We start from the raw sequence: 20,621 nt of genomic DNA, 5'->3' as shown, positions 1-20,621 counted from the left end.
TTCTGTTGAGCAACACCGCATGCAAAGTGCGGTGGATTTTACAAACATTTCGTTAAAACAGACCGCACTTGATGTGTTGCAGTCGGTGTTTGGTTATCAACGTTTCCGTCAAGGTCAGCAAGAGGTGATTGATGCCATTTTGCAAGGGCGAGATAGCCTTGTGATTATGGCGACGGGAAATGGCAAATCCTTATGTTATCAAATCCCCGCATTATGTTTTGACGGGCTGACTTTGGTGATTTCTCCCCTGATTTCCTTAATGAAAGATCAAGTGGATCAACTGCTTGCCACAGGGATTGAAGCGGATTATCTCAATTCCAGTCAAACCTTCGCCGAACAGCAAGCGGTGCATAATAAATTAATGGCTGGCACGCTGAAATTGCTTTATGTGTCGCCAGAAAAAGTCATGACCACTCGTTTTTTCCAGTTAATTTCACAGTGCAAAGTGAGCTTTGTCGCCATTGATGAAGCCCATTGTATTTCCCAGTGGGGGCATGATTTTCGTCCTGAATATACCCAACTTGGCGGCTTGAAAAGCTGTTTTCCGCAAGCACCCATTATGGCACTGACCGCCACGGCTGATCACGCCACTCGTCAAGATATTTTGTTACATCTCAACTTAGTCGATCCCTATGTGTATATTGGCAGTTTTGATCGCCCAAATATTCGTTATACCTTAATTGAAAAATTCAAACCTATGGATCAACTTTGCCGTTTTGTGTTAGCACAAAAAGGGAAAAGTGGCATTGTGTATTGTAATAGCCGAAATAAAGTGGAACGTATTGCCGAAAGTTTGCGAAATAAAGGCATTAAAGCACAAGCCTATCATGCAGGTATGGAGCCAAGTCAACGGGAAGAGGTACAACAAGCTTTTCAACGTGATAATGTACAAGTGGTGGTGGCAACCATTGCCTTTGGCATGGGGATTAATAAATCCAACGTGCGTTTTGTGGCACATTTTGATTTACCCCGTAGCATAGAATCCTATTATCAAGAAACGGGGCGAGCTGGGCGTGATGATTTGCCCGCAGAAGCCGTCTTATTTTATGAACCAGCAGATTATGCTTGGTTACATAAAATGCTGTTTGAAAAGCCCGATACGCCACAGCGTCAAATTGAAGCCTTAAAATTACAAGCCATTGGTGAGTTTGCAGAAAGCCAAACCTGCCGTCGCTTGGTGTTATTGAATTATTTTGGTGAACATCGTCAACAACCTTGCCAAAATTGCGATATTTGCCTTGATCCACCTAAGCAATACGATGGTTTAATTGATGCACAAAAAGTGATGTCAACCATTTATCGTGTCGGGCAATGTTTTGGTGTGCATTATGTGGTGGCAGTGTTATGTGGTTTAAATCATCAAAAGATCAAAGATAATCAACATGATAAGCTCAGTGTTTATGGAATCGGTAAAGAGAAAAGCAAAGAACATTGGCAGTCGGTGATTCGTCAACTGATTCACTTAGGCTTAATCAAGCAAGTATTTGATCATTTCAATACCACCTTACAACTGACTGAAAGTGCGAAACCTTTTTTACGAGGTGAACAGCCTTTATCTTTGGCAACACCGCGTCTTTCTTCCTTGCATACCATGATGACTCCGCAAAAAAATGTGGTGCAACAGTATGACAAGGATTTATTTGCTCGGTTGCGATTCTTGCGTAAGCAAATTGCGGATAAAGAAAATATCCCTTCTTATATTGTATTTAACGATGCGACCTTACAGGAAATGGCACAATATCAGCCCACAAGCAATGCGGAAATGTTGCAAATTAACGGAGTGGGGAGCATCAAACTAGAGCGTTTTGCTCAACCTTTTATTGCCTTAATTAAAGCTCATAAACAAGCCTTAGCTCAACAAACGCCCCCTTTGACATTGGAATAAATGCAAAATAAAGCGGGAGGAGCAATACCCGCTTTTTCTACATAATCTTCCGACTTATAACATAATGCGTGCTTTATTTTTTTCTAAGGTTGCTTTGCCAATGCCTTGCACTTCCAATAATTGCTCAACGGCAGTAAATGCCCCATGGGCTTCACGGTATTGCACGATGGCTTCTGCTTTTTTCGCACCGATCCCAATTAACGCTTTTTGTAGTTCACTGGCAGTGGCGGTATTGATATTCACTTTATCGGTGATGACTTGTTGTGTTGCAACGGGTGTGGGGTCTGTGGTTGGGTTTGTGCTGTTGTCGGCAAGCACGTTAGTGCTTGTGAATACTGCACAGCACGTCATGATTGAAACAAATAACGATTTGAATGTCATAGCATTTTCCTTCTCAAGTAATGATTAGAGGTTGTTGATCAATTCAACGGCACTACTTTGTGTGAATTTGCCAAAACTGGCGAGCGATTTTACAGGCTTTCACGATCCTGATCGCAAAAATAAGATAAAGTTGAGAGGAAAATACGGCATTTGGTAGAGAAGGGTGTGCAAAGTGCGGTGGATTTTAAGAAAATTTTGCGAAAAAATACCGCACTTTCGTGCGGTATGTGATGGGGTTAATCTGCTTTAAAACAGGCGACAACATGGTTGTGTTGCCCTTTTAGTCGAGGTTTTTCTGCAATGCAGTGTTGATCGGCTAATGGGCAGCGGGTTCGAAAAACACAACCTGATGGGGGATTTATCGGCGAGGGGAGATCGCCTTCAAGCAATTGTATGTGTTTGTTGCGTTCCAATTTAGGATCAGGAATTGGCACGGCAGACATTAAGGCTTTGGTGTAAGGGTGTTTGGTATCGTGATAGACCTGTTCATAGTTACCTAACTCAACCGCATTGCCTAAATACATGACTAACACACGATCGGAAATGTGTTTCACCACAGCAAGATCATGTGCAATGAAAATTAATGATAAACCCATTTCACGTTGGAGAGATTTTAATAAATTGACCACTTGTGCTTGAATGGAAACGTCTAATGCGGATACGGGTTCATCACAAATGATTAATTTAGGTTCCACAATCAAGGCACGGGCGATCCCAATGCGTTGACATTGTCCACCAGAAAACTCGTGTGGATAACGGTTAATTAAGTTAGGCAATAAACCCACTTTCATCATCATCGTCCGCACTTTTTCTTTCACTTCATCGGGGCTTAAATGCGGTTGATAAATTTTTAACGGTTCCGCAATAATGTTGCCAATGGTCATGCGGGGATTTAATGAAGCGAGTGGATCTTGGAAGATCATTTGAATATCGCTACGCACCGTTTTCCATTCTTGCGGACTTTGTTGGGTTAACTCTTTGCCTAGCCAAACAATGCTTCCCTCTGTGCTAGGCACTAAACCTGTGATGGCACGAGCAAGCGTGGATTTTCCACAACCCGATTCCCCCACCACGCCGAGGGTTTCACCTTCATAAAGCTGGAAAGAAACATGATTGACGGCTTTAAGCGTTTGATGTTTTGGAAAAAACAAGGATTTCGTGTCTTTAATTTTGAAATGAACACTTAAATTCTGAATATCTAAGATCACTTTTTTGGCTTTGCTCATGATGCATTACCTCTTATTAATTGCTCAGCGGGGACAAAACAAGCACGTAAACGTTGATCAGGCAATAAATCTAACGTTGGGGCATTTAAACAGCTTTCGCTTGCATGGACACAACGTGGTTGGAATGGGCAACCACTTGGCAAATGTAATAAGTTTGGGGGATTACCTGGAATGGTGATCAACTCTTCTGCTTCACCATCTACACGAGGTACGGCACCAATTAAGCCGATGGAATAAGGGTGACTTGGGCGATAGAAAATTTGTTCTGCACTGCCATATTCCATGGTTCGTCCACCATACATTACCAGCACGTTATCACAAATACCTGCCACCACGCCTAAGTCATGGGTAATCATAATAATTGCGGTGTTAAATTCACGTTTTAATTCATTTAACAAGGTCATGATTTGTGCCTGTACGGTGACGTCTAATGCGGTGGTGGGTTCGTCTGCAATTAATAATTTCGGACGACATAGCAACGCCATGGCGATCATCACACGTTGACGCATTCCCCCCGAAAATTCGTGTGGATACATATTCATACGTTTACGTGCTTCGGGCATTTTCACTGCATCGAGCATGCGTACGGATTCTTCAAATGCGGTTTTCCGATCCATGCCTTTATGTAAGATCAAGACTTCCATTAACTGTTCGCCAATTTTCATATAAGGATTGAGCGAAGTCATCGGATCTTGAAAGATCATGGCAATTTGTTCTGCACGCAAGCGGTTAAGCTGGGCTTCTGGTAAGTTAAGAATTTCTTGCCCATTAAATTTTGCAGAACCCGCAATGCGACCGTTATCGGCAAGTAACCCCATTAAGGCAAAGGCGGTTTGTGATTTGCCCGAGCCCGATTCTCCCACAATGCCTAATGTTTCGCCTGCTTTTAAGGAAAAGGTTAAGTTATTGACAGCGGTGACATCACCATCAGGGGTTTTGAAGGTAACACGCAAGTCTTGTACATCGAGTAGTAAGTGGTTTGTTGTCATTTTTCTCTCCAAGTGCGGTATGATTAGCGATCTTTTGGATCGAGTGCATCACGCAATCCATCACCGATAAAGTTAAAACAAAATAGGGTAATGACCAAAAATAAGGCAGGGAAAACCAGTAACCAAGGCGTAGCCTCCATGGATTTTGCCCCATCATTTAATAAGGCACCCCAACTACTTAGCGGTTCTTGTGTACCTAATCCTAAGAAACTTAAAAAGGATTCAAACAAAATCATACCTGGGACTAAAAGAGAGGCATAAACCACCACCACGCCTAACACGTTGGGCACAATATGACGCCATACAATTTGACGTGAAGACACACCACACACAATGGCGGCTTCAATAAATTCTTTTTGTTTTAAACTCAGGGTTTGCCCTCGCACAATCCTCGCCATATCTAGCCATGACACCATACCAATGGCGACAAAAATTAATAAAATATTTTGTCCGAAAAAGGTGACCAGTAGGATCACAAAGAACATGAAGGGGAAAGAATTGAGGATTTCTAAAAATCGCATCATCAGTGTATCCACCGTGCCACCAATGTAGCCAGATGTCGCCCCGTACAAGGTCCCAACCAATACCGCAATTAAGGCACCAGCAATCCCCACTAACAAGGAAATTCTGCCACCAATGGCAACACGCACTAAGAGATCGCGTCCTGATCCATCGGTGCCGAAATAGTGCATGGATTCCATATCTGGCGGCATGGATAACATGCCCCAGTCCGTATCGTCATAGCTAAATGGCATGAGCATAGGGGCAAAAATCACAAATAAACTGATGCAAAATAGAATAAATAAGCTGGCTAATGCTGCTTTATTATGAAAGAAACGGCGGCTTGCATCTTGCCATAAACTGCGTCCTTCCAAGGTATCGAGTTTTTCACTGACGCTTTCAAGTAGTTCAGCATCTTTTTGATTTTTTAACATGATTCGTCTCTCTTTAAGGATTTTTGACGGTTAATAACGGATTTTTGGATCGATAACGGCATATAAAATATCGACAATCGCATTAAAGGCGATGGTTAATGCACCGACTAAAATCGTTAAACTTAACACTAAGGAATAATCACGGTTTAATGCCCCGTTGACGAAAAGCTGCCCAATGCCAGGTAAGCCGAAAATACTTTCAATGACCATTGAGCCTGTGATAATACCGACGAAGGCTGGACCCATGTAAGAAATCACGGGCAATAACGCAGGGCGTAGGGCGTGTTTGAGTAAAATACGATGTAAAGGTAAGCCCTTCGCTTTGGCGGTACGAATAAAATTGGAGTGTAGCACTTCGATCATGGAGCCTCGGGTAATACGAGCAATACTCGCAATGTAGGATAAGCAAAGTGCGGTCATTGGCATGAGCATAAATTTAAATTGCCCGCCTTCCCAGCCACCAGAAGGGAGCCATTGCAAGTGAATTGCAAACAGTAAGACCAAAAGTGGTGCAATTACAAAGCTTGGGATCACCACGCCTGTCATGGCAAAGGTCATGATCAGGTAATCAATCCATTTATTTTGTTTTAAGGCGGCAATGGTGCCTGCCGCAACGCCTAGCGTTAATGCCACTAAAAAGGCAGAAAACCCCAGTTTAAAAGAAACGGGGAAAGCGTTGGCAACCAATTGGTTAACGGTATAGTCTTTATATTTAAAAGAAGGCCCGAAATCACCATGAGCTAAATCTTTTAGGTAAATAAAATATTGCTTATAAAGGGGTTCATTGAGGTGATATTTCGCTTCAATGTTGGCAATGACCTCAGGGGGAAAGTTCTTTTCACTGGTAAATGGGCTGCCAGGGGCAAGTCGCATCATAAAAAATGAAATGGTGATCAGAATAAATAATGTGGGGATCGCTTGCAGAAAGCGACGAAGAATGAGTTTAAACATACGATGATAATCCCAATCCAAAAAATAAATTCATAAAAACAAAAAAGCGAAAAAAGTGCGGTCAAAACTTTTGCAAAATCGACCGCACTTTGGGCGTTATTGCGTTAAATAAACGTCTTTAAAATAATAAGCATTCGTTGGATGACCAAAAGCAAACCCTTTCACATTCGGCTTGATGAGCTTCACACTGGTATAGTAATAGATAGGCAGTGTCGCAAAATCGTCATCTAAAATCGCCTGTGCTTTGGCGTATACCTCAGCACGTTCCTCTTCATTTTGCACAGAAAATGATTGGGCTAATTGTTGATCATAAAGTGCGTTTTTATAACCTGCGGCGTTATTCGTGCTGGTGGATAAATAGATGTTTAAGAAGGTTGAGGCATCGTTATAATCGGCATTCCAACCTGAACGTGCCACCGTATAATGTCCGCTATTTTTGGTATCAAGGAAGGTTTTCCATTCCTGATTTTCTAATTTTACGTCCACTAATTTATCCGTATTTTTCTTCCAAATAGACGCTGCCGCAATGGCAATACTTTTATGTCCTTCACTCGTGTTATAGAGTAGGGTGAAACGCAATGGATTGTCTTGGCTGTAACCTGCTTGCTTTAACAATTCAATGGCTTTTTGATTCCGTTCTTTTTGAGACCAAGTCGACCATTCTGGGGCTTGAATTTTATGCCCACCACTGATGTAAGGCGGGGTAAAGGAATAAGCTGGGACTTGACCATTACCTAATACTTTGTCAGTAATAATATGACGTTCTAAGGCGAGGGACAGTGCTTGGCGAACCCACTTATTTTTGGTGGGTTCAACATTGTGATTCAGCTCGTAGTAATAGGTGGAAAGAAACGGGGCAATATGGACTTCTGAAGCCAATTCTTTTTTCACTTTGGCACGAAGTTCACTTGGGAAACGGGCAATATCTAATTCATTTGCACGATAACGGGTATAAGAAATATTATCAGAGGAAATCGGATACATAATGACCTTGGTCAACAAGGTGTTTTTGTGATCCCAATAATGAGGATTCGCTTCCATTTCTAATTTTTCATTAATGATCCAATTTGTGAGTTTAAAGGGCCCATTCCCTACCATGTTTTCCACTTTGATCCACGCATCGCCGTATTTCTCAACCACCTTTTGATTGACAGGGGCGAGAGCAGGGTATTCAAGCAGTTTGTCTAAATAAGGCACACTTTCGCTCAACGTTAAGGTTAAGGTGTGATCATCAAGGGCTTGAATGCCTAATGCATCTAGGGGTTGCTTACCTGCAATGATGTCAGAGGCGTGAGCCAATTTTAAGTATTCTAAATAGCTGGCATAGGTTGCCGCCGTTTTGGGATCGGCTAAGCGACGGAATGCAAAGACGAAATCACTGGCAAGAACAGGATCGCCATTTGACCATTTGGCATTTTTTCTTAAATGGAAAGTCCAGGTTTTGTAATCTTCGCTATGCTGCCATTTTTCTGCTGCACCGGGGATCAAATTACCTTTTGCATCAGAAATGACCAAGGTTTCAAACAGTTGTCTGACAATATTACTGCCTGCATCTTCTTGCACTTTTTGTGGGTCGATCGAGGCAGGATCGGCACCATTGTCATAACGGAAGGTCTGGTTTTCCGCCAACGCCGTGCCTGCAGGCACATTGGCAGAAAAAACGTGGCTAGAAAAGCCTAAAAGTGAGCAGAAAAGTAGGTGTTTGAAGAGATTTTTTTGGGTATTTTTTTTCATCATAATTTCCTTATATAAGCGTTTTACGCAAGATATCCTTTATCTTGCGTAAAATGAGTGAGGAAAGTGATGTATTCACGTTGTTTATGCACCAACGTGAATCACAACAATTAAGGTTTCACTAAATAAACATCTTTTAAATAATAGTTTTGTGCAGGGTGATTAATGGCAAAGCCTTTCACATAAGGTTTCATCATGCGTGGGCTAACATAGTAATAAAGCGGAATTAACGCAGAATCTTCCGCTAATTGATGTTCGGCTTTCGCATAAATTTCTGCCCGTTCTGCATCTGTTTCAACGTGATAAGAAGAGGCTAATAAATCATCAAAGGCTTTGCTCTTATAAAACGCTGTGTTGTTACTACTGGTGGAAAGGAAGTAGTTTAAGAAGGTTGTGGCTTCGTTATAGTCGGCACACCAACCTGCACGGGTGACTTGGTAGTTACCTTGGTGGCGTGTATCTAAGTAGGTTTTCCATTCTTGGTTTTCCAATTTCACATTGACTACCCCTTCAAGGTTTTTCTTCCAAAGGGAAGAGGCGGCAATGGCCACTTTTTTATGATTATCGGAGGTGTTATACAACAAGGTGAAATTCAATGGATTTTTCTTATCAAAGCCCGCTTCTTTTAATAATTTAATGGCTTCTTTGTTCCGTTCAGCTTGTGATAAGGCTGCCCATTCTGGTTTTTGGATTTTTTCGCCACCGTTAATGTAAGTTGGGGTGAAGTTGTAAGCTGGGGTTTGACCTTGTCCTAACACTTTGTCGGTAATGATATCACGCTCAACAGACATGGCTAATGCACGTCTCACACGTGGATCATCAAAGGGTGGCTTTTTGTTATTGATTTCATATAAATAGGTACACAATGACGCTGGCGTATAAATTTCATTCGGTAATTCTTTTTTGAGTTTCGTAAAAAGCTCTACAGGAATGGCATGGTTGGTCATATCTAAATCCCCTGCACGATAACGTGCAACATCGGTATTTTCGGACTCAATAGGATAAAGCGTGACATTGGTTAACACCGTTTTGGCATGATCCCAGTAATTCGGGTTAGGAATGAGTTCTAATTTTTCATTAATAATCCAGTTAGATACTTTAAATGCACCGTTCCCCACAATATTTTTGATATCTGTCCATTTATCGCCATATTGTTCGATCACTTTTTTATTCACAGGGGCTAACACATAATGTTCGGTCAGTTTATCTGCATAAGGAACGCTGTCAGACAGGGTAAGTTGCAAGGTGTGAGCATCAAGGGCTTTAACGCCTAATTCTGAAGGGGCTTTTTTCCCAGCGGTCACCTCTTCGGCATTGACTAATTTAAGGTATTTTAAATAACTGGAATAAGGGGAGGCGGTTTTCGGATCTGCTAAACGTTGAAAAGAGAAAACGAAATCCTCTGCTGTGACGGGTTCGCCATTTGACCATTTTGCTTCTGGACGAAGATAGAATGTCCATGTTTTAAAGTCTGGACTGTGTTCCCATTTGACTGCCGCACCAGGGATAATATGACCTTCTGCATCTGAAATTACAAGGGTTTCAAACAGTTGGCGAGAGGCAAAGCCTTCTGGTGAGCCTTCAATTTTATGCGGGTCTAAAGAGGTGGGGTTGGATCCGATGTTCCAACGTAATTCTTGTTTGTCCGCCAAAGTGGTTCCTGCAGGAACCTGAGCAGCCAATGCGGATTGTGTAGCGAAAAGGGTTAACGCACTACTTACGGCTACATTGAGGAAGGTTTTTTTCATTGTGTTTGTCATCATTATGTTCCTTTTTTGTAGGTAAAAAGAACTTTTATTAATAAATGAAAAACAGAAAACTGTAAAGTGAAGAAAGTGTAATTTGTGAGCTAGATTTCATAAAATTTGATAAAAATCTACCGCACTTTATGCGGTTATGAAATCTTTTGCCTTTTTTATTTGAATTTTTGATGAAAAATAAAGCAGTATTCAGCTTGAATGCGGTAAGCTGTTTTAACCTTCCCACTTGATTTCTGGTAAAAAATGATAATTTCCTTTGACTATTTTCTTCTCAAACGGTAATATTCACGCCCTATGCAAAAGGTAAAATTACCCCTAACAGTTGACCCAGTCAAAGATGCACAACGCCGATTGGATTATGATGGCTATTATGCTACCAGTCAGCTTGAACGTCTTGCTGAGTCAGTGAATAAAGTGCTCAGCGATGCGCAGGTTAGATTATCGTTTTTTATTGATCCACAAAAATTAGTGGTCATGAAAGGGCAGGCTACCGTTGATGTCGAATTAGTTTGTCAACGTTGTGGACAGCCTTTTATGCAACCCCTTGATTGTACATTTTCTTACAGTCCTGTGGCTAATTTGGATCAAGCCGATGTATTGCCAGAAATTTATGAGCCAATTGAATTTAATTCCTTTGGTGAAATAGATTTACTTGGAACGATAGAAGATGAGTTAATTTTAAGTCTACCGATCGTGCCATTGCATTCATCTGAACACTGTGAAGTGTCCGCGCACGAACAGGTTTTTGGCGAATTGCCCGAAGAGCTGGCAAAAAAACCGAACCCGTTCGCTGTATTAGCTAGTTTAAAGCAAAAGTAAATTTAGGAGTATAGCCAATGGCTGTTCAACAAAACAAAAAATCTCGTTCACGTCGTGATATGCGTCGTTCACACGATGCTCTAACCACCGCTGCTGTATCAATTGAGAAAGCGACTGGTGAAACCCATTTACGTCACCATGTAACTGCTGACGGTTACTACCGTGGTCGTAAAGTGATTAATAAATAATTTCTATCCTATTAGAAAGGTAATCACTTGAGTCGTCTAACCCTTGCGTTAGATGTGATGGGCGGGGACATTGGTCCCCGTATTACTATCCCCGCATCCCTCCTTGCGTTGGAAAATGATCCAATGCTTTCTTTGTTATTGTTTGGTGATAGCCAACAAATTCTGCCTTTATTAGAGAAAACCCCTCAAGCCTTAAAATCACGTATGACGATTTGTCATTGTTCACGTACGATTGATAATGATCATGGCATTTCTTACGCCTTACGTCATAGTAAAGGAACCTCCATGCGTTTAGCCATTGAAGCAGTACAAAAAGGCGATGCACAAGGTTGTGTCAGTGCTGGCAATACTGCGGCGTTAATGGGCTTATCAAAAATTTTATTGCAACCTTTGCAAGGCATTGAACGCCCTGCATTAATTTCCGTTATCCCAACAGTTGATGGGGAAAAAAGCGTAATGCTTGATCTGGGTGCGAATATTGATTGTGATGCCCAAAATCTTTATCAATTTGCGTTAATGGGGGCAATTTTTGCTGAGAATATCCTCGATCTGGTTTATCCTCGCATTGCATTATTAAATATTGGCAGCGAAGATATTAAAGGACATAAATCCATCAGAGAGGCGGCGAATCTTCTTGAAGTGGATAATGCCTTAAATTATGTCGGCTTTATTGAAGGCAACTTTCTATTAAATGGTAAGGCAGATGTGATTGTCAGTGATGGCTTTGCGGGCAATGTGGCACTCAAAACCCTTGAAGGGGCGGCAAAAAATGTGATTACTTTATTGAAAGGAAAATCAAAAAATAGTTTATTAAAGCCCGCATTTTCGTGGCTTTTGCGTCATCTTTTTAAAGACAGTTATTTACGCTTAAAACGTATAAATCCCGATGAGTACAATGGTGCGTCTTTAATTGGCTTAACCTCTGTTGTGGTAAAAAGCCATGGTAGTGCAAACAGTGAAGCGTTTGCTTATGCCATTGCTGATGCGGCATTTCAGGTTCGCCAGCAAATTCCTAACAAAATTTTGATGGGGCTGGAAAAATATCAATAGCCCATATAATAAGACAAAAAGTTATCATTAATTTAAAAGTAGCAAGTTCGCTACCCTTTTTAACGAGATTTATTATGTATAGTAAAATCTTATCAACTGGTAGTTATTTACCACAAAATATCCGTACTAATGCAGATCTAGAAAAAATGGTGGAAACCTCAGATGAATGGATTTCTGAACGTACGGGGATCAAAGAACGTCGCATTGCTAATGCAGATGAAAGTGTTGCCACCATGGGCTTTGAAGCAGCGAAAAGATGCTTAGAGATGTCGCCAATGGATACCAATGATATTGAATTGATTATTGTAGCAACAACCAGTTCAACCTATGCCTTTCCAAGTGCCGCTTGCCAAATTCAGAAAATGTTAGGCATTAAAGATGCCATCGCCTTTGATGTCGCAGCCGCTTGCTCAGGGTTTGTGTATGCGTTAACTGTTGCTGATCAGTTTATTCGCACGGGTAAAGTAAAAAAAGCCTTAGTGATTGGTTCTGATCTGTTTTCTCGTGCCTTAAACCCAGAAGATCGGAGTACGATCATTTTATTTGGTGATGGTGCGGGTGCGGTCATTTTGGAAGCCAGTGAGGAAGCGGGCATTATTTCAACGCATTTGCACGCATCAGGCGATAATGCCGATGTGTTAACTTTAGCCAATCAAGCCCGTGGGGTGGAATCTGATCCTGCTTATTTGGAAATGCAAGGCAATGCCACCTTTAAAATTGCGGTACGTGAACTGGCGAATGTGGTTGAGGAAACCCTTGAGAAAAATCAGTTAGATAAAAAAGATATTGATTGGCTTGTCCCGCATCAAGCGAATTTACGTATCATTTCTGCGACAGCGAAAAAATTAGATATGGCAATGTCTCAAGTGGTGGTCACCCTTGATCGCCATGGTAATACCTCAGCTGGTAGCATTCCGAGTGCCCTTGATGAAGCGGTGCGTGATGGACGAATTCAACGTGGTCAACTGCTCTTATTAGAAGCATTTGGCGGTGGTCTGACTTGGGGATCGGCGTTAGTTAGGTTTTAATAGCAACCTATTCATTGATATTAATGAGACATTAACATGAAGAAATACATTTTGGTTGGCACCTTGGCTTGTACTTTACTTGGTTGTGCAAAACCATCTCAGCAGCCCATGATTAAGCCTGAACAGGTGAGTGGTATTTGGGAATGTGTGTTGGATTATCCTAATTTGAATAGCCGTTTTATTGATTTATTCAATTTTAAACCGAATGGTGAAATGCGTAATTCAGGCTTATTTTTGCATACCATTGATGTCCCAATGTATCGTTACATGATCTTGAAACAAGGTCAGTGGCAAGTCAAAGGAAATCAACTGATCCTCTTTGCGAATCAAAAGCATGTGAAAAAAGTCCATGATGAAATCGCACAGAAGCTGATTAAAAAGCATAAAAATGCCAAGTCGTTAGATGACCAAATGTATGAAATTCTTTCCGCCCCCATTGAACAAGGCGAGCGAGTTTATTTCAATATTGATGAAATGACTGAAAAAACAATGACCCTTTCTTATCAACTCAGCGAACAGCAATCTTATCAAGGCCATTGTGTTCGTTCGACATTGAAAAAGAAAAAATAATCAAGGCATTGTTCAAAAGTGCGGTCGTTTTGAGAACAGTTTTTTAAAAGAATAGGGATTAAATAACATGAAAAAATTTGCAATGGTTTTTCCAGGTCAAGGTTCACAAGCTGTGGGTATGTTGGCAGAATTAGCCGCTGAATATCCCGTAGTGGAGCAAACATTTAAACAGGCATCAGAGGTGCTTGATTATGATTTATGGCAACTGGTACAGCAAGGACCTGCTGAAGAGTTAAATAAAACATGGCAAACCCAACCTGCACTGTTGGCTGCTTCAGTGGCGATTTTTCGTGTCTGGCAAGAAAAGTATCCAAATTTAAAACCTGAAATCATGGCGGGACATAGCCTTGGTGAATATTCTGCATTAGTGTGTGCAGGGGTGTTGGATTTCCAAGATGCCATTAAATTAGTTGAATTACGTGGTAAGTTAATGCAGCAAGCCGTGCCAGAAGGGACGGGAGCCATGTATGCCATTATTGGTTTAGAGAATGACGCAATTATTAAAGCCTGTGCGGAATCTGAACAGGGTGAAGTGGTATCTGCAGTGAATTTTAACTCACCAGGTCAGGTGGTTATTGCTGGGGCAAAAGCCGCTGTTGAACGTGCTGCTGCAGCTTGTAAAGAAGCTGGTGCAAAACGTGCATTGCCATTGGCAGTCAGCGTGCCTTCTCATTGTGCGTTGATGAAACCTGCGGCGGATCAATTAGCCGTTTCTTTAGAAAATATTGCGGTGAAAGCACCGAATACGGCTGTTATTAATAATGTTGATGTAAAAACAGAAACAGAAAGTACAGAAATTCGCAGTGCTCTTATTCGTCAACTTTATAGCCCAGTTCGTTGGACAGAAACCGTTGAATTCATGGCAGAATCAGGTATTGAAGTATTATTGGAAATCGGGCCAAACAAAGTGTTAACGGGTTTAACAAAACGTATTGTTGCCGATTTACAAGCCGCTGCAGTCAATGATGTCACATCATTAAATGCAGCAGAAGAAGTTTTAGCATAATTACATAAAAGGGGACACAAAATGCAGGGTAAAATTGCATTAGTAACAGGTGCAACACGCGGTATTGGTCGTGCGATTGCGGAAGAATTAAGTGCAAAAGGGGCATTTGTTATTGGAACAGCCACCTCTGAAAAGGGGGCTGAAAGTATTTCTGCGTATTTAGGCGAAAAAGGAAAAGGTCTTGTGTTAAACGTGACAGATCTTGCCTCTATTGAAAGCACATTAGACAAAATCAAAGCAGATTTTGGTGATATTGATATTCTCGTGAATAACGCAGGGATTACCCGTGATAATCTGTTAATGCGTATGAAAGATGAAGAATGGTTTGATATCATGCAAACCAACTTAACTTCCGTTTACCACTTATCTAAAGCGATGTTACGTTCAATGATGAAGAAACGTTTTGGTCGTATCATTACGATTGGTTCAGTGGTGGGCTCTATGGGGAATCCAGGACAAACCAACTACTGTGCAGCGAAAGCTGGGGTGATTGGTTTTAGTAAAGCATTGGCAAAAGAAGTGGCTTCTCGTGGTATCACTGTTAATGTAGTTGCACCAGGTTTTATTGCAACGGATATGACAGAGGTATTAACCGATGAACAAAAAGCAGGCATTTTATCACAAGTTCCTGCAGGTCGTTTAGGGGATCCAAAAGATATTGCAAAAGCTGTCGCCTTTTTAGCCTCAGATGATGCAGCCTATATTACAGGTACCACATTACATGTGAACGGTGGAATGTATACCAATTAATTAGGCAAGAGAAATAACCGTGCTAATGGGATAAAAACCATAGCCAAAATGAGTGCTTAATGATAAAATCCCGACTGCAATGTAACTTGGTTACACCACTTTAAGCGTATATGAAGTAACGTAACTATCTTTTCACGGTATGTATTTTTAGTCTGCTTTGAGGTTTGACCAGCAATAAAAAGCGTTGTAACTTGTGAAAAAATACATACACTAACCAACTCGTCGCAGTGAGCGAAAAAACTAAACATAGGAAGAAACAAATGAGCATTGAAGAACGCGTAAAAAAAATCATCGTTGAACAATTAGGCGTTAAAGAAGACGAAGTAAAATCTGAAGCGTCTTTCGTTGAAGATTTAGGTGCGGATTCTTTAGATACAGTTGAATTAGTCATGGCTTTAGAAGAAGAATTTGATATCGAAATTCCAGATGAAGAAGCTGAGAAAATCACAACCGTTCAATCTGCGATTGATTACGTTCAAAACAATCAATAATTCTTATTTGGGCGATGATATCATCGCCTAACTTTTTTCTTTCCCTTTCTTTTTTACCTAACCTTATTTTATTCCAACTTTTTATTCCCTTCTTTTGTTGTCAGATTTTGATTTTTTTGATTTAAACTAAACTATTGTGTAATTTCTATTACGCTTGCTTAAAAGATAATCTAAATATATTGTATACAACGTTAAATCAAGTATGATACCCGATAGTTTCATATAACATTTTAGAGGTATATTTATGCTTTATTTAGAGTTTTTGTTTTTGCTACTGATGCTTTATGTAGGTAGTCGGTTTGGCGGTATCGGATTAGGGGTGGTATCAGGTATTGGTTTAGCCATTGAAGTCTTTATTTTCCGTATGCCAGTTGGGAAAGCACCTGTTGATGTCATGCTGATTATTCTTTCTGTGGTGACTTGTGCCTCAATCCTTGAAGCGGCAGGCGGTTTAAAATTTATGTTGCAAATTGCAGAACGTATTTTACGTAGCAATCCAAAACGTATTACTTTGCTCGGACCTTTGGTGACGTATTTAATGACCTTTATGCTTGGTACAGGTCATTCTGTCTATTCGATTATGCCGATTATTGGGGATGTGGCATTAAAAAATAAAATCCGCCCAGAGCGTCCAATGGCAGCCTCTTCTGTTGCCTCTCAGTTATCCATTACATCTAGTCCACTTTCTGCTGCAGTGGTTTTTTATCTCGGTAAAATTGTTGACCTTCCAGGATTTGAACATATCACCTTATTGGATATCATTTGTGTGACCGTTCCCGCCACCTTCGCAGGGACAATGGCATTAGCCGTGTACAGTATGTATCGTGGTAAAGAGTTGGAAGATGATCCAGAATATCAACGTCGTTTACAAGATCCAATTTGGCGTGAACGTATTTTAAGCACCACTAGCACCACATTAAACGAAGCATTACCTGCTTCAGCGAAAAAATCAGTTTATCTCTTTTTGCTTTCTTTAGTGGTCATTGTTGTGGTGGCGATGTTACCTGAGATTCGTACTATCGGTATCGGGGATAAAATCAAACCGATTTCCATGTCATTAATTATTCAAATGATGATGCTATGTTTTGGTGGGATTATTTTATTGGCAACACGTACCAACCCACAATTAGTCCCAAATGGTGTGGTGTTTAAGTCGGGGATGGTTGCCGCCATTGCGATCTTTGGTATTGCGTGGATGAGTGACACTTACTTCCAATTTGCGATGCCAGAATTTAGAGAAGGGGTCACCTCCATGGTAAGACATTACCCTTGGACTTTTGCGTTAGCCTTATTTGCGGTTTCTGTCGTGATTAACAGCCAAGCAGCCACAGCGGTGATGATGTTACCAGTCGGGATCGAATTGGGCTTACCGGCACCGTTACTTGTGGGGTTAATGCCAGCTACTTACGCTTACTTCTTCATTCCAAATTATCCTTCTGATATTGCAACTGTGAACTTTGACGTGACCGGCACAACGAAAATCGGGAAATACTATTTTAACCACAGCTTTATGTTGCCTGGGTTAATTGGTGTTGTGGTGGCTTGTTTAGTGGGTGTGGCAGTGGCAAATGTGGTGATTGCATAAGCAAACATTAACTTCAAGCAATGATTCAAAAGTGCGGTGGAATTTGAAAAAGTTTCCACCGCTTTTTTATTGGGTTGAAAGTATCTCTAGCTTTGGCTTATTTGGCTCAAAAGAAAAGGGTGAACCTGAAGTTCACCCTTATGCTGTTTGTGGCGAGTATTATGAACGTTTCATAATTTCAAAAAACTCATCATTGGTTTTTGCCACCATGAGTTTATCAATAAGAAATTCCATGGCTTCCACTTCACCCATTGGATTAAGAATTTTGCGTAGAATCCACATTTTTTGTAGTTCGTCTGGGTGAGTGAGTAAATCTTCTTTACGTGTTCCTGAACGGTTAAAGTCAATTGCTGGGAAGACACGTCTTTCCGCAATTTTACGCGAAAGATGCAATTCCATATTCCCCGTTCCTTTAAACTCTTCAAAAATCACTTCGTCCATTTTTGACCCTGTATCCACAAGTGCGGTAGCAATAATGGTTAAGCTCCCGCCTTCTTCAACATTACGGGCTGCACCGAAGAAACGTTTTGGGCGATGTAATGCGTTGGCATCCACACCACCAGATAGGATTTTGCCTGAAGCTGGGGTTACGGTGTTGTAAGCACGGGCTAAACGTGTGATTGAGTCAAGTAAGATCACCACATCTTTTTTGTGTTCAACGGAACGTTTTGCTTTTTCAATCACCATTTCAGCCACTTGAACGTGGCGAGTGGCAGGTTCATCAAAGGTGGAGGCAATCACTTCCCCTTTGACAGAACGTTGCATTTCGGTCACTTCTTCTGGACGTTCGTCAATTAATAACACAATTAGCTCACATTCGGGATAATTGTAAGTGATACTTTGTGCAATGTTTTGTAACAACATGGTTTTCCCTGCTTTTGGCGGTGCGACAATCAAACCACGCTGACCTTTACCAATTGGGGACGCTAAATCAAGAATACGGGCAGTTAAATCTTCTGTTGAGCCATTGCCTCGCTCCATTCTTAAACGAGAGTTTGCATGAAGTGGGGTTAAGTTTTCGAAAAGGATTTTACTGCGAGAAACTTCAGGTTTGTCATCGTTGACTTGGTCAACCTTTAATAAAGCAAAGTAGCGTTCGCCCTCTTTCGGTGGACGGATTTTGCCTTCAATTTTATCACCAGTTTGTAAGTTGAAACGACGGATTTGACTAGGGGAAACGTAAATATCATCAGGGCCTGCAAGGTATGAACTGTCTGCGGAACGTAAGAAACCGAACCCATCGGGCAGAATTTCCAGTACACCGCCTCCAAAAATATCTTCGCCACTTTTGGCATGTTGTTTTAAGATGGCAAACACAATGTCTTGTTTGCGTAAACGGGCTAAATTTTCAAGGCCCATCTGCCCTTCACCAAGCTCGACGAGCTCAGAAACAGGTCTGTTTTTTAGTTCTGTAAGATGCATAATATTTGAGGGTTTGTTGATTTGATAAAAGAAATAATAGAATGATAATTATGAGTTTTTTAATGTGCGTAAATTATCACTAAAACCTATCAGTGTCTAGTTTTAGTACGGTGTTTTTTTAAAAAACTTGAAAAAGTGCGGTCATTTTTTGGGGATTTTTCGAGTTCGTGCTATTCTTAGCACAATTTTTTATCAGAGATTTATTATTTTTATGCAGACGAATTATTTATCGCAATGCCGTTTTTCGGATTTACCCTTACATTCCAATGTGTTAGCCGCCTTACAAGCCAATCGTTTTGAGTTTTGCACCCCGATTCAAGCCCTTTCCTTGCCTATTACATTGGCAGGCAAAGATGTGGCAGGCCAAGCACAGACGGGCACGGGGAAAACCATTGCGTTTTTAACTGCCACGTTTCATCACCTATTAACACATCAAGTGAACAAACCTGTTCATCAACCACGAGCATTGATTTTAGCCCCCACACGGGAATTAGCCGTTCAAATTAGTAATGATGCCATGTTGTTGGCACAAGCAACGGGGTTAAAAACGGGGCTCGCCTATGGTGGAGATGGGTATGAGAAACAACTGAAAGCCATTGAAGAAGGCGTGGATATTTTAATTGGTACAACAGGTCGTGTGATTGATTATGTCAAACAAGGGATTATTCGTTTAGACCAAATTCAAGTGGTGGTGCTTGATGAAGCGGATCGTATGTTTGATTTAGGCTTTATTAAAGATATTCGTTATTTATTACGCAAATGCCCAGCTCCACAGCAGCGTTTAACCATGCTTTTTTCTGCCACCTTGTCTTATAAAGTCCGAGAATTAGCCTTTGAGGATATGAATGAGCCTGAATATATCGAAATTGAGCCGTTGCAAAAAACAGGGCATCGTATCAAAGAAGAATTATTTTATCCTTCTAATCAAGATAAAATGGCACTCTTGTTGACCTTATTGGAAGAAGAATGGCCAGATCGTTGCATTGTCTTTGCTAATACGAAACATCGTTGTGAAGAAATCTGGGGCTATTTGTCTGCAGATGGACACCGTGTCGGTTTATTAACAGGGGATGTGGCACAAAAAAAACGCTTATCCTTACTTAAACAATTTACGGAAGGGCAGCTTGATATTTTAGTGGCGACAGATGTTGCGGCACGGGGTTTACATATTTCAGAAGTGACTCATGTTTTTAACTATGATTTGCCAGATGATCGTGAAGACTATGTGCATCGTATTGGGCGTACAGGACGAGCAGGGGAAAGCGGGGTTTCCATCAGTTTTGCTTGTGAAGAATATGCCATGAACTTACCTGCAATCGAAAGCTATATTGATCACCGTATTCCTGTCAGCCAATATGATGCGACAGCCTTATTAGCTTTACCGAAGCCACACCGTGTTCAACGAGGGGGGCAGCAGGCTTCACGTCCACAAGGGCATCAGAGATCGTTAAATAAGAAAAGAACAATGAAACGTCACTTTTAAGCCAAGCTAAGTCGTGTTAGAATCTGCGACTTTTTACCATGAAGGAAACGAGATTTTGAATACATTAGTCGATTTTATCATTGATAAATTAGATGATTTAAAAGCCACCGATATTTTACGTTTAGATGTACGTGGTAAATCCTCCATCACAGACGATATGGTGATTTGCACTGGTAACTCAAGCCGTCATGTTTCTTCACTTGCACAAAATTTGATTACGGAATGTAAGCAAGCAGGCTTTGAAACCTTTGGTGATGAAGGCAAAGACACTGCAGATTGGATCGTGGTGGATCTTGGTCAAGCGATTGTGCATATCATGCAACGTGAAAGCCGAGATATGTACCAACTCGAAAAACTGTGGCGTTAAG

Annotated in this window: 20 protein-coding genes; 12 read left to right on the top strand and 8 right to left on the bottom strand. The window is 41.1% G+C overall.

What is annotated here, in order from left to right:
* Positions 1 to 19 precede the first annotated feature (19 nt).
* Positions 20 to 1,885 carry a DNA helicase RecQ gene (gene recQ / locus ACPEEM_RS08655; RefSeq protein ID WP_424404090.1) on the top strand — a complete coding sequence of 622 codons (1,866 nt, stop codon included), beginning with the start codon at positions 20 to 22 and terminating at the stop codon, positions 1,883 to 1,885.
* Between the two features lie 54 nt (positions 1,886 to 1,939).
* Here the strand turns inward: recQ and ACPEEM_RS08650 are convergent, their stop codons facing one another.
* The 7 genes from ACPEEM_RS08650 to ACPEEM_RS08620 all read right to left on the bottom strand — a co-directional run bounded on the left by ACPEEM_RS08650 (position 1,940) and on the right by ACPEEM_RS08620 (position 9,861).
* Positions 1,940 to 2,266 (bottom strand): ComEA family DNA-binding protein, encoded by a 327-nt coding sequence (locus ACPEEM_RS08650; RefSeq protein ID WP_424401752.1) that lies wholly within the window; start codon positions 2,264 to 2,266, stop codon positions 1,940 to 1,942.
* A 236-nt stretch (positions 2,267 to 2,502) separates the two neighbouring features.
* Positions 2,503 to 3,492, bottom strand: a complete 990-nt coding sequence (gene oppF, locus ACPEEM_RS08645; protein WP_424406691.1) for a murein tripeptide/oligopeptide ABC transporter ATP binding protein OppF — start codon at positions 3,490 to 3,492, stop codon at positions 2,503 to 2,505.
* Positions 3,489 to 4,481, bottom strand: a complete 993-nt coding sequence (locus ACPEEM_RS08640) for an ABC transporter ATP-binding protein (RefSeq protein WP_424401750.1) — start codon at positions 4,479 to 4,481, stop codon at positions 3,489 to 3,491. Before ACPEEM_RS08640 ends, oppF begins: the two co-directional genes overlap by 4 nt.
* A 23-nt stretch (positions 4,482 to 4,504) precedes the next feature.
* Positions 4,505 to 5,416, bottom strand: coding sequence for an oligopeptide ABC transporter permease OppC (gene oppC / locus ACPEEM_RS08635; protein ID WP_424401749.1), 912 nt, complete (start codon positions 5,414 to 5,416; stop codon positions 4,505 to 4,507).
* A 30-nt stretch (positions 5,417 to 5,446) separates the two neighbouring features.
* Complete coding sequence (oppB, locus tag ACPEEM_RS08630) at positions 5,447 to 6,367, bottom strand: oligopeptide ABC transporter permease OppB (protein ID WP_424401748.1); 921 nt, start codon at positions 6,365 to 6,367, stop codon at positions 5,447 to 5,449.
* Positions 6,368 to 6,463: 96 nt separating this feature from the next.
* On the bottom strand, positions 6,464 to 8,104 hold the full coding sequence (locus ACPEEM_RS08625) for an ABC transporter substrate-binding protein (RefSeq protein WP_424406689.1): 1,641 nt from the start codon (positions 8,102 to 8,104) through the stop codon (positions 6,464 to 6,466).
* A gap of 107 nt (positions 8,105 to 8,211) precedes the next feature.
* Positions 8,212 to 9,861, bottom strand: a complete 1,650-nt coding sequence (locus ACPEEM_RS08620) for an ABC transporter substrate-binding protein (protein ID WP_424408251.1) — start codon at positions 9,859 to 9,861, stop codon at positions 8,212 to 8,214.
* Positions 9,862 to 10,155: 294 nt separating this feature from the next.
* Here ACPEEM_RS08620 and yceD point away from each other — a divergent pair, with 294 nt between their 5' ends.
* The 9 genes from yceD to ACPEEM_RS08575 all read left to right on the top strand — a co-directional run bounded on the left by yceD (position 10,156) and on the right by ACPEEM_RS08575 (position 17,348).
* Entirely contained in the window at positions 10,156 to 10,680 is a 525-nt protein-coding gene (gene yceD / locus ACPEEM_RS08615; protein WP_424401746.1) for a 23S rRNA accumulation protein YceD, read from the top strand.
* A 17-nt stretch (positions 10,681 to 10,697) separates the two neighbouring features.
* Positions 10,698 to 10,868 (top strand): 50S ribosomal protein L32, encoded by a 171-nt coding sequence (rpmF, locus tag ACPEEM_RS08610; protein ID WP_005765142.1) that lies wholly within the window; start codon positions 10,698 to 10,700, stop codon positions 10,866 to 10,868.
* Between the two features lie 27 nt (positions 10,869 to 10,895).
* On the top strand, positions 10,896 to 11,918 hold the full coding sequence (gene plsX / locus ACPEEM_RS08605; RefSeq protein ID WP_424401745.1) for a phosphate acyltransferase PlsX: 1,023 nt from the start codon (positions 10,896 to 10,898) through the stop codon (positions 11,916 to 11,918).
* A gap of 74 nt (positions 11,919 to 11,992) precedes the next feature.
* Positions 11,993 to 12,946, top strand: a complete 954-nt coding sequence (locus ACPEEM_RS08600) for a beta-ketoacyl-ACP synthase III (protein WP_424401744.1) — start codon at positions 11,993 to 11,995, stop codon at positions 12,944 to 12,946.
* A 36-nt stretch (positions 12,947 to 12,982) separates the two neighbouring features.
* On the top strand, positions 12,983 to 13,516 hold the full coding sequence (locus ACPEEM_RS08595; protein ID WP_424406687.1) for a hypothetical protein: 534 nt from the start codon (positions 12,983 to 12,985) through the stop codon (positions 13,514 to 13,516).
* A 67-nt stretch (positions 13,517 to 13,583) separates the two neighbouring features.
* On the top strand, positions 13,584 to 14,522 hold the full coding sequence (fabD, locus tag ACPEEM_RS08590) for an ACP S-malonyltransferase (RefSeq protein ID WP_424401742.1): 939 nt from the start codon (positions 13,584 to 13,586) through the stop codon (positions 14,520 to 14,522).
* A 21-nt stretch (positions 14,523 to 14,543) separates the two neighbouring features.
* Positions 14,544 to 15,272: a 3-oxoacyl-ACP reductase FabG gene (gene fabG, locus ACPEEM_RS08585; RefSeq protein WP_424406685.1), complete on the top strand. Its 729-nt coding sequence runs from the start codon at positions 14,544 to 14,546 to the stop codon at positions 15,270 to 15,272.
* Between the two features lie 260 nt (positions 15,273 to 15,532).
* Positions 15,533 to 15,763 carry an acyl carrier protein gene (gene acpP / locus ACPEEM_RS08580; RefSeq protein ID WP_034617387.1) on the top strand — a complete coding sequence of 77 codons (231 nt, stop codon included), beginning with the start codon at positions 15,533 to 15,535 and terminating at the stop codon, positions 15,761 to 15,763.
* Positions 15,764 to 16,007: 244 nt separating this feature from the next.
* Positions 16,008 to 17,348 (top strand): anaerobic C4-dicarboxylate transporter, encoded by a 1,341-nt coding sequence (locus ACPEEM_RS08575; protein ID WP_424401740.1) that lies wholly within the window; start codon positions 16,008 to 16,010, stop codon positions 17,346 to 17,348.
* Between the two features lie 159 nt (positions 17,349 to 17,507).
* On the opposite strand, the gene rho is transcribed toward ACPEEM_RS08575, so the two are convergent.
* Positions 17,508 to 18,770 (bottom strand): transcription termination factor Rho, encoded by a 1,263-nt coding sequence (gene rho, locus ACPEEM_RS08570; RefSeq protein ID WP_424401739.1) that lies wholly within the window; start codon positions 18,768 to 18,770, stop codon positions 17,508 to 17,510.
* Between the two features lie 211 nt (positions 18,771 to 18,981).
* On the opposite strand from rho, the gene rhlB reads away from it, so the two are divergent.
* Positions 18,982 to 20,253: an ATP-dependent RNA helicase RhlB gene (rhlB, locus tag ACPEEM_RS08565; RefSeq protein WP_424401738.1), complete on the top strand. Its 1,272-nt coding sequence runs from the start codon at positions 18,982 to 18,984 to the stop codon at positions 20,251 to 20,253.
* A gap of 55 nt (positions 20,254 to 20,308) precedes the next feature.
* The gene (rsfS, locus tag ACPEEM_RS08560; RefSeq protein WP_424401737.1) at positions 20,309 to 20,620 is read left to right on the top strand and encodes a ribosome silencing factor; all 312 of its coding nucleotides are present in this window, start codon (positions 20,309 to 20,311) and stop codon (positions 20,618 to 20,620) included.
* The last annotated feature ends 1 nt before the right edge of the window (position 20,621 follow it).

The organism is Pasteurella pantherarum (assembly GCF_049670885.1).
Classification (GTDB): Bacteria; Pseudomonadota; Gammaproteobacteria; order Enterobacterales; family Pasteurellaceae; genus Pasteurella.
This window is presented reverse-complemented; position numbering and strand designations above follow the sequence as displayed.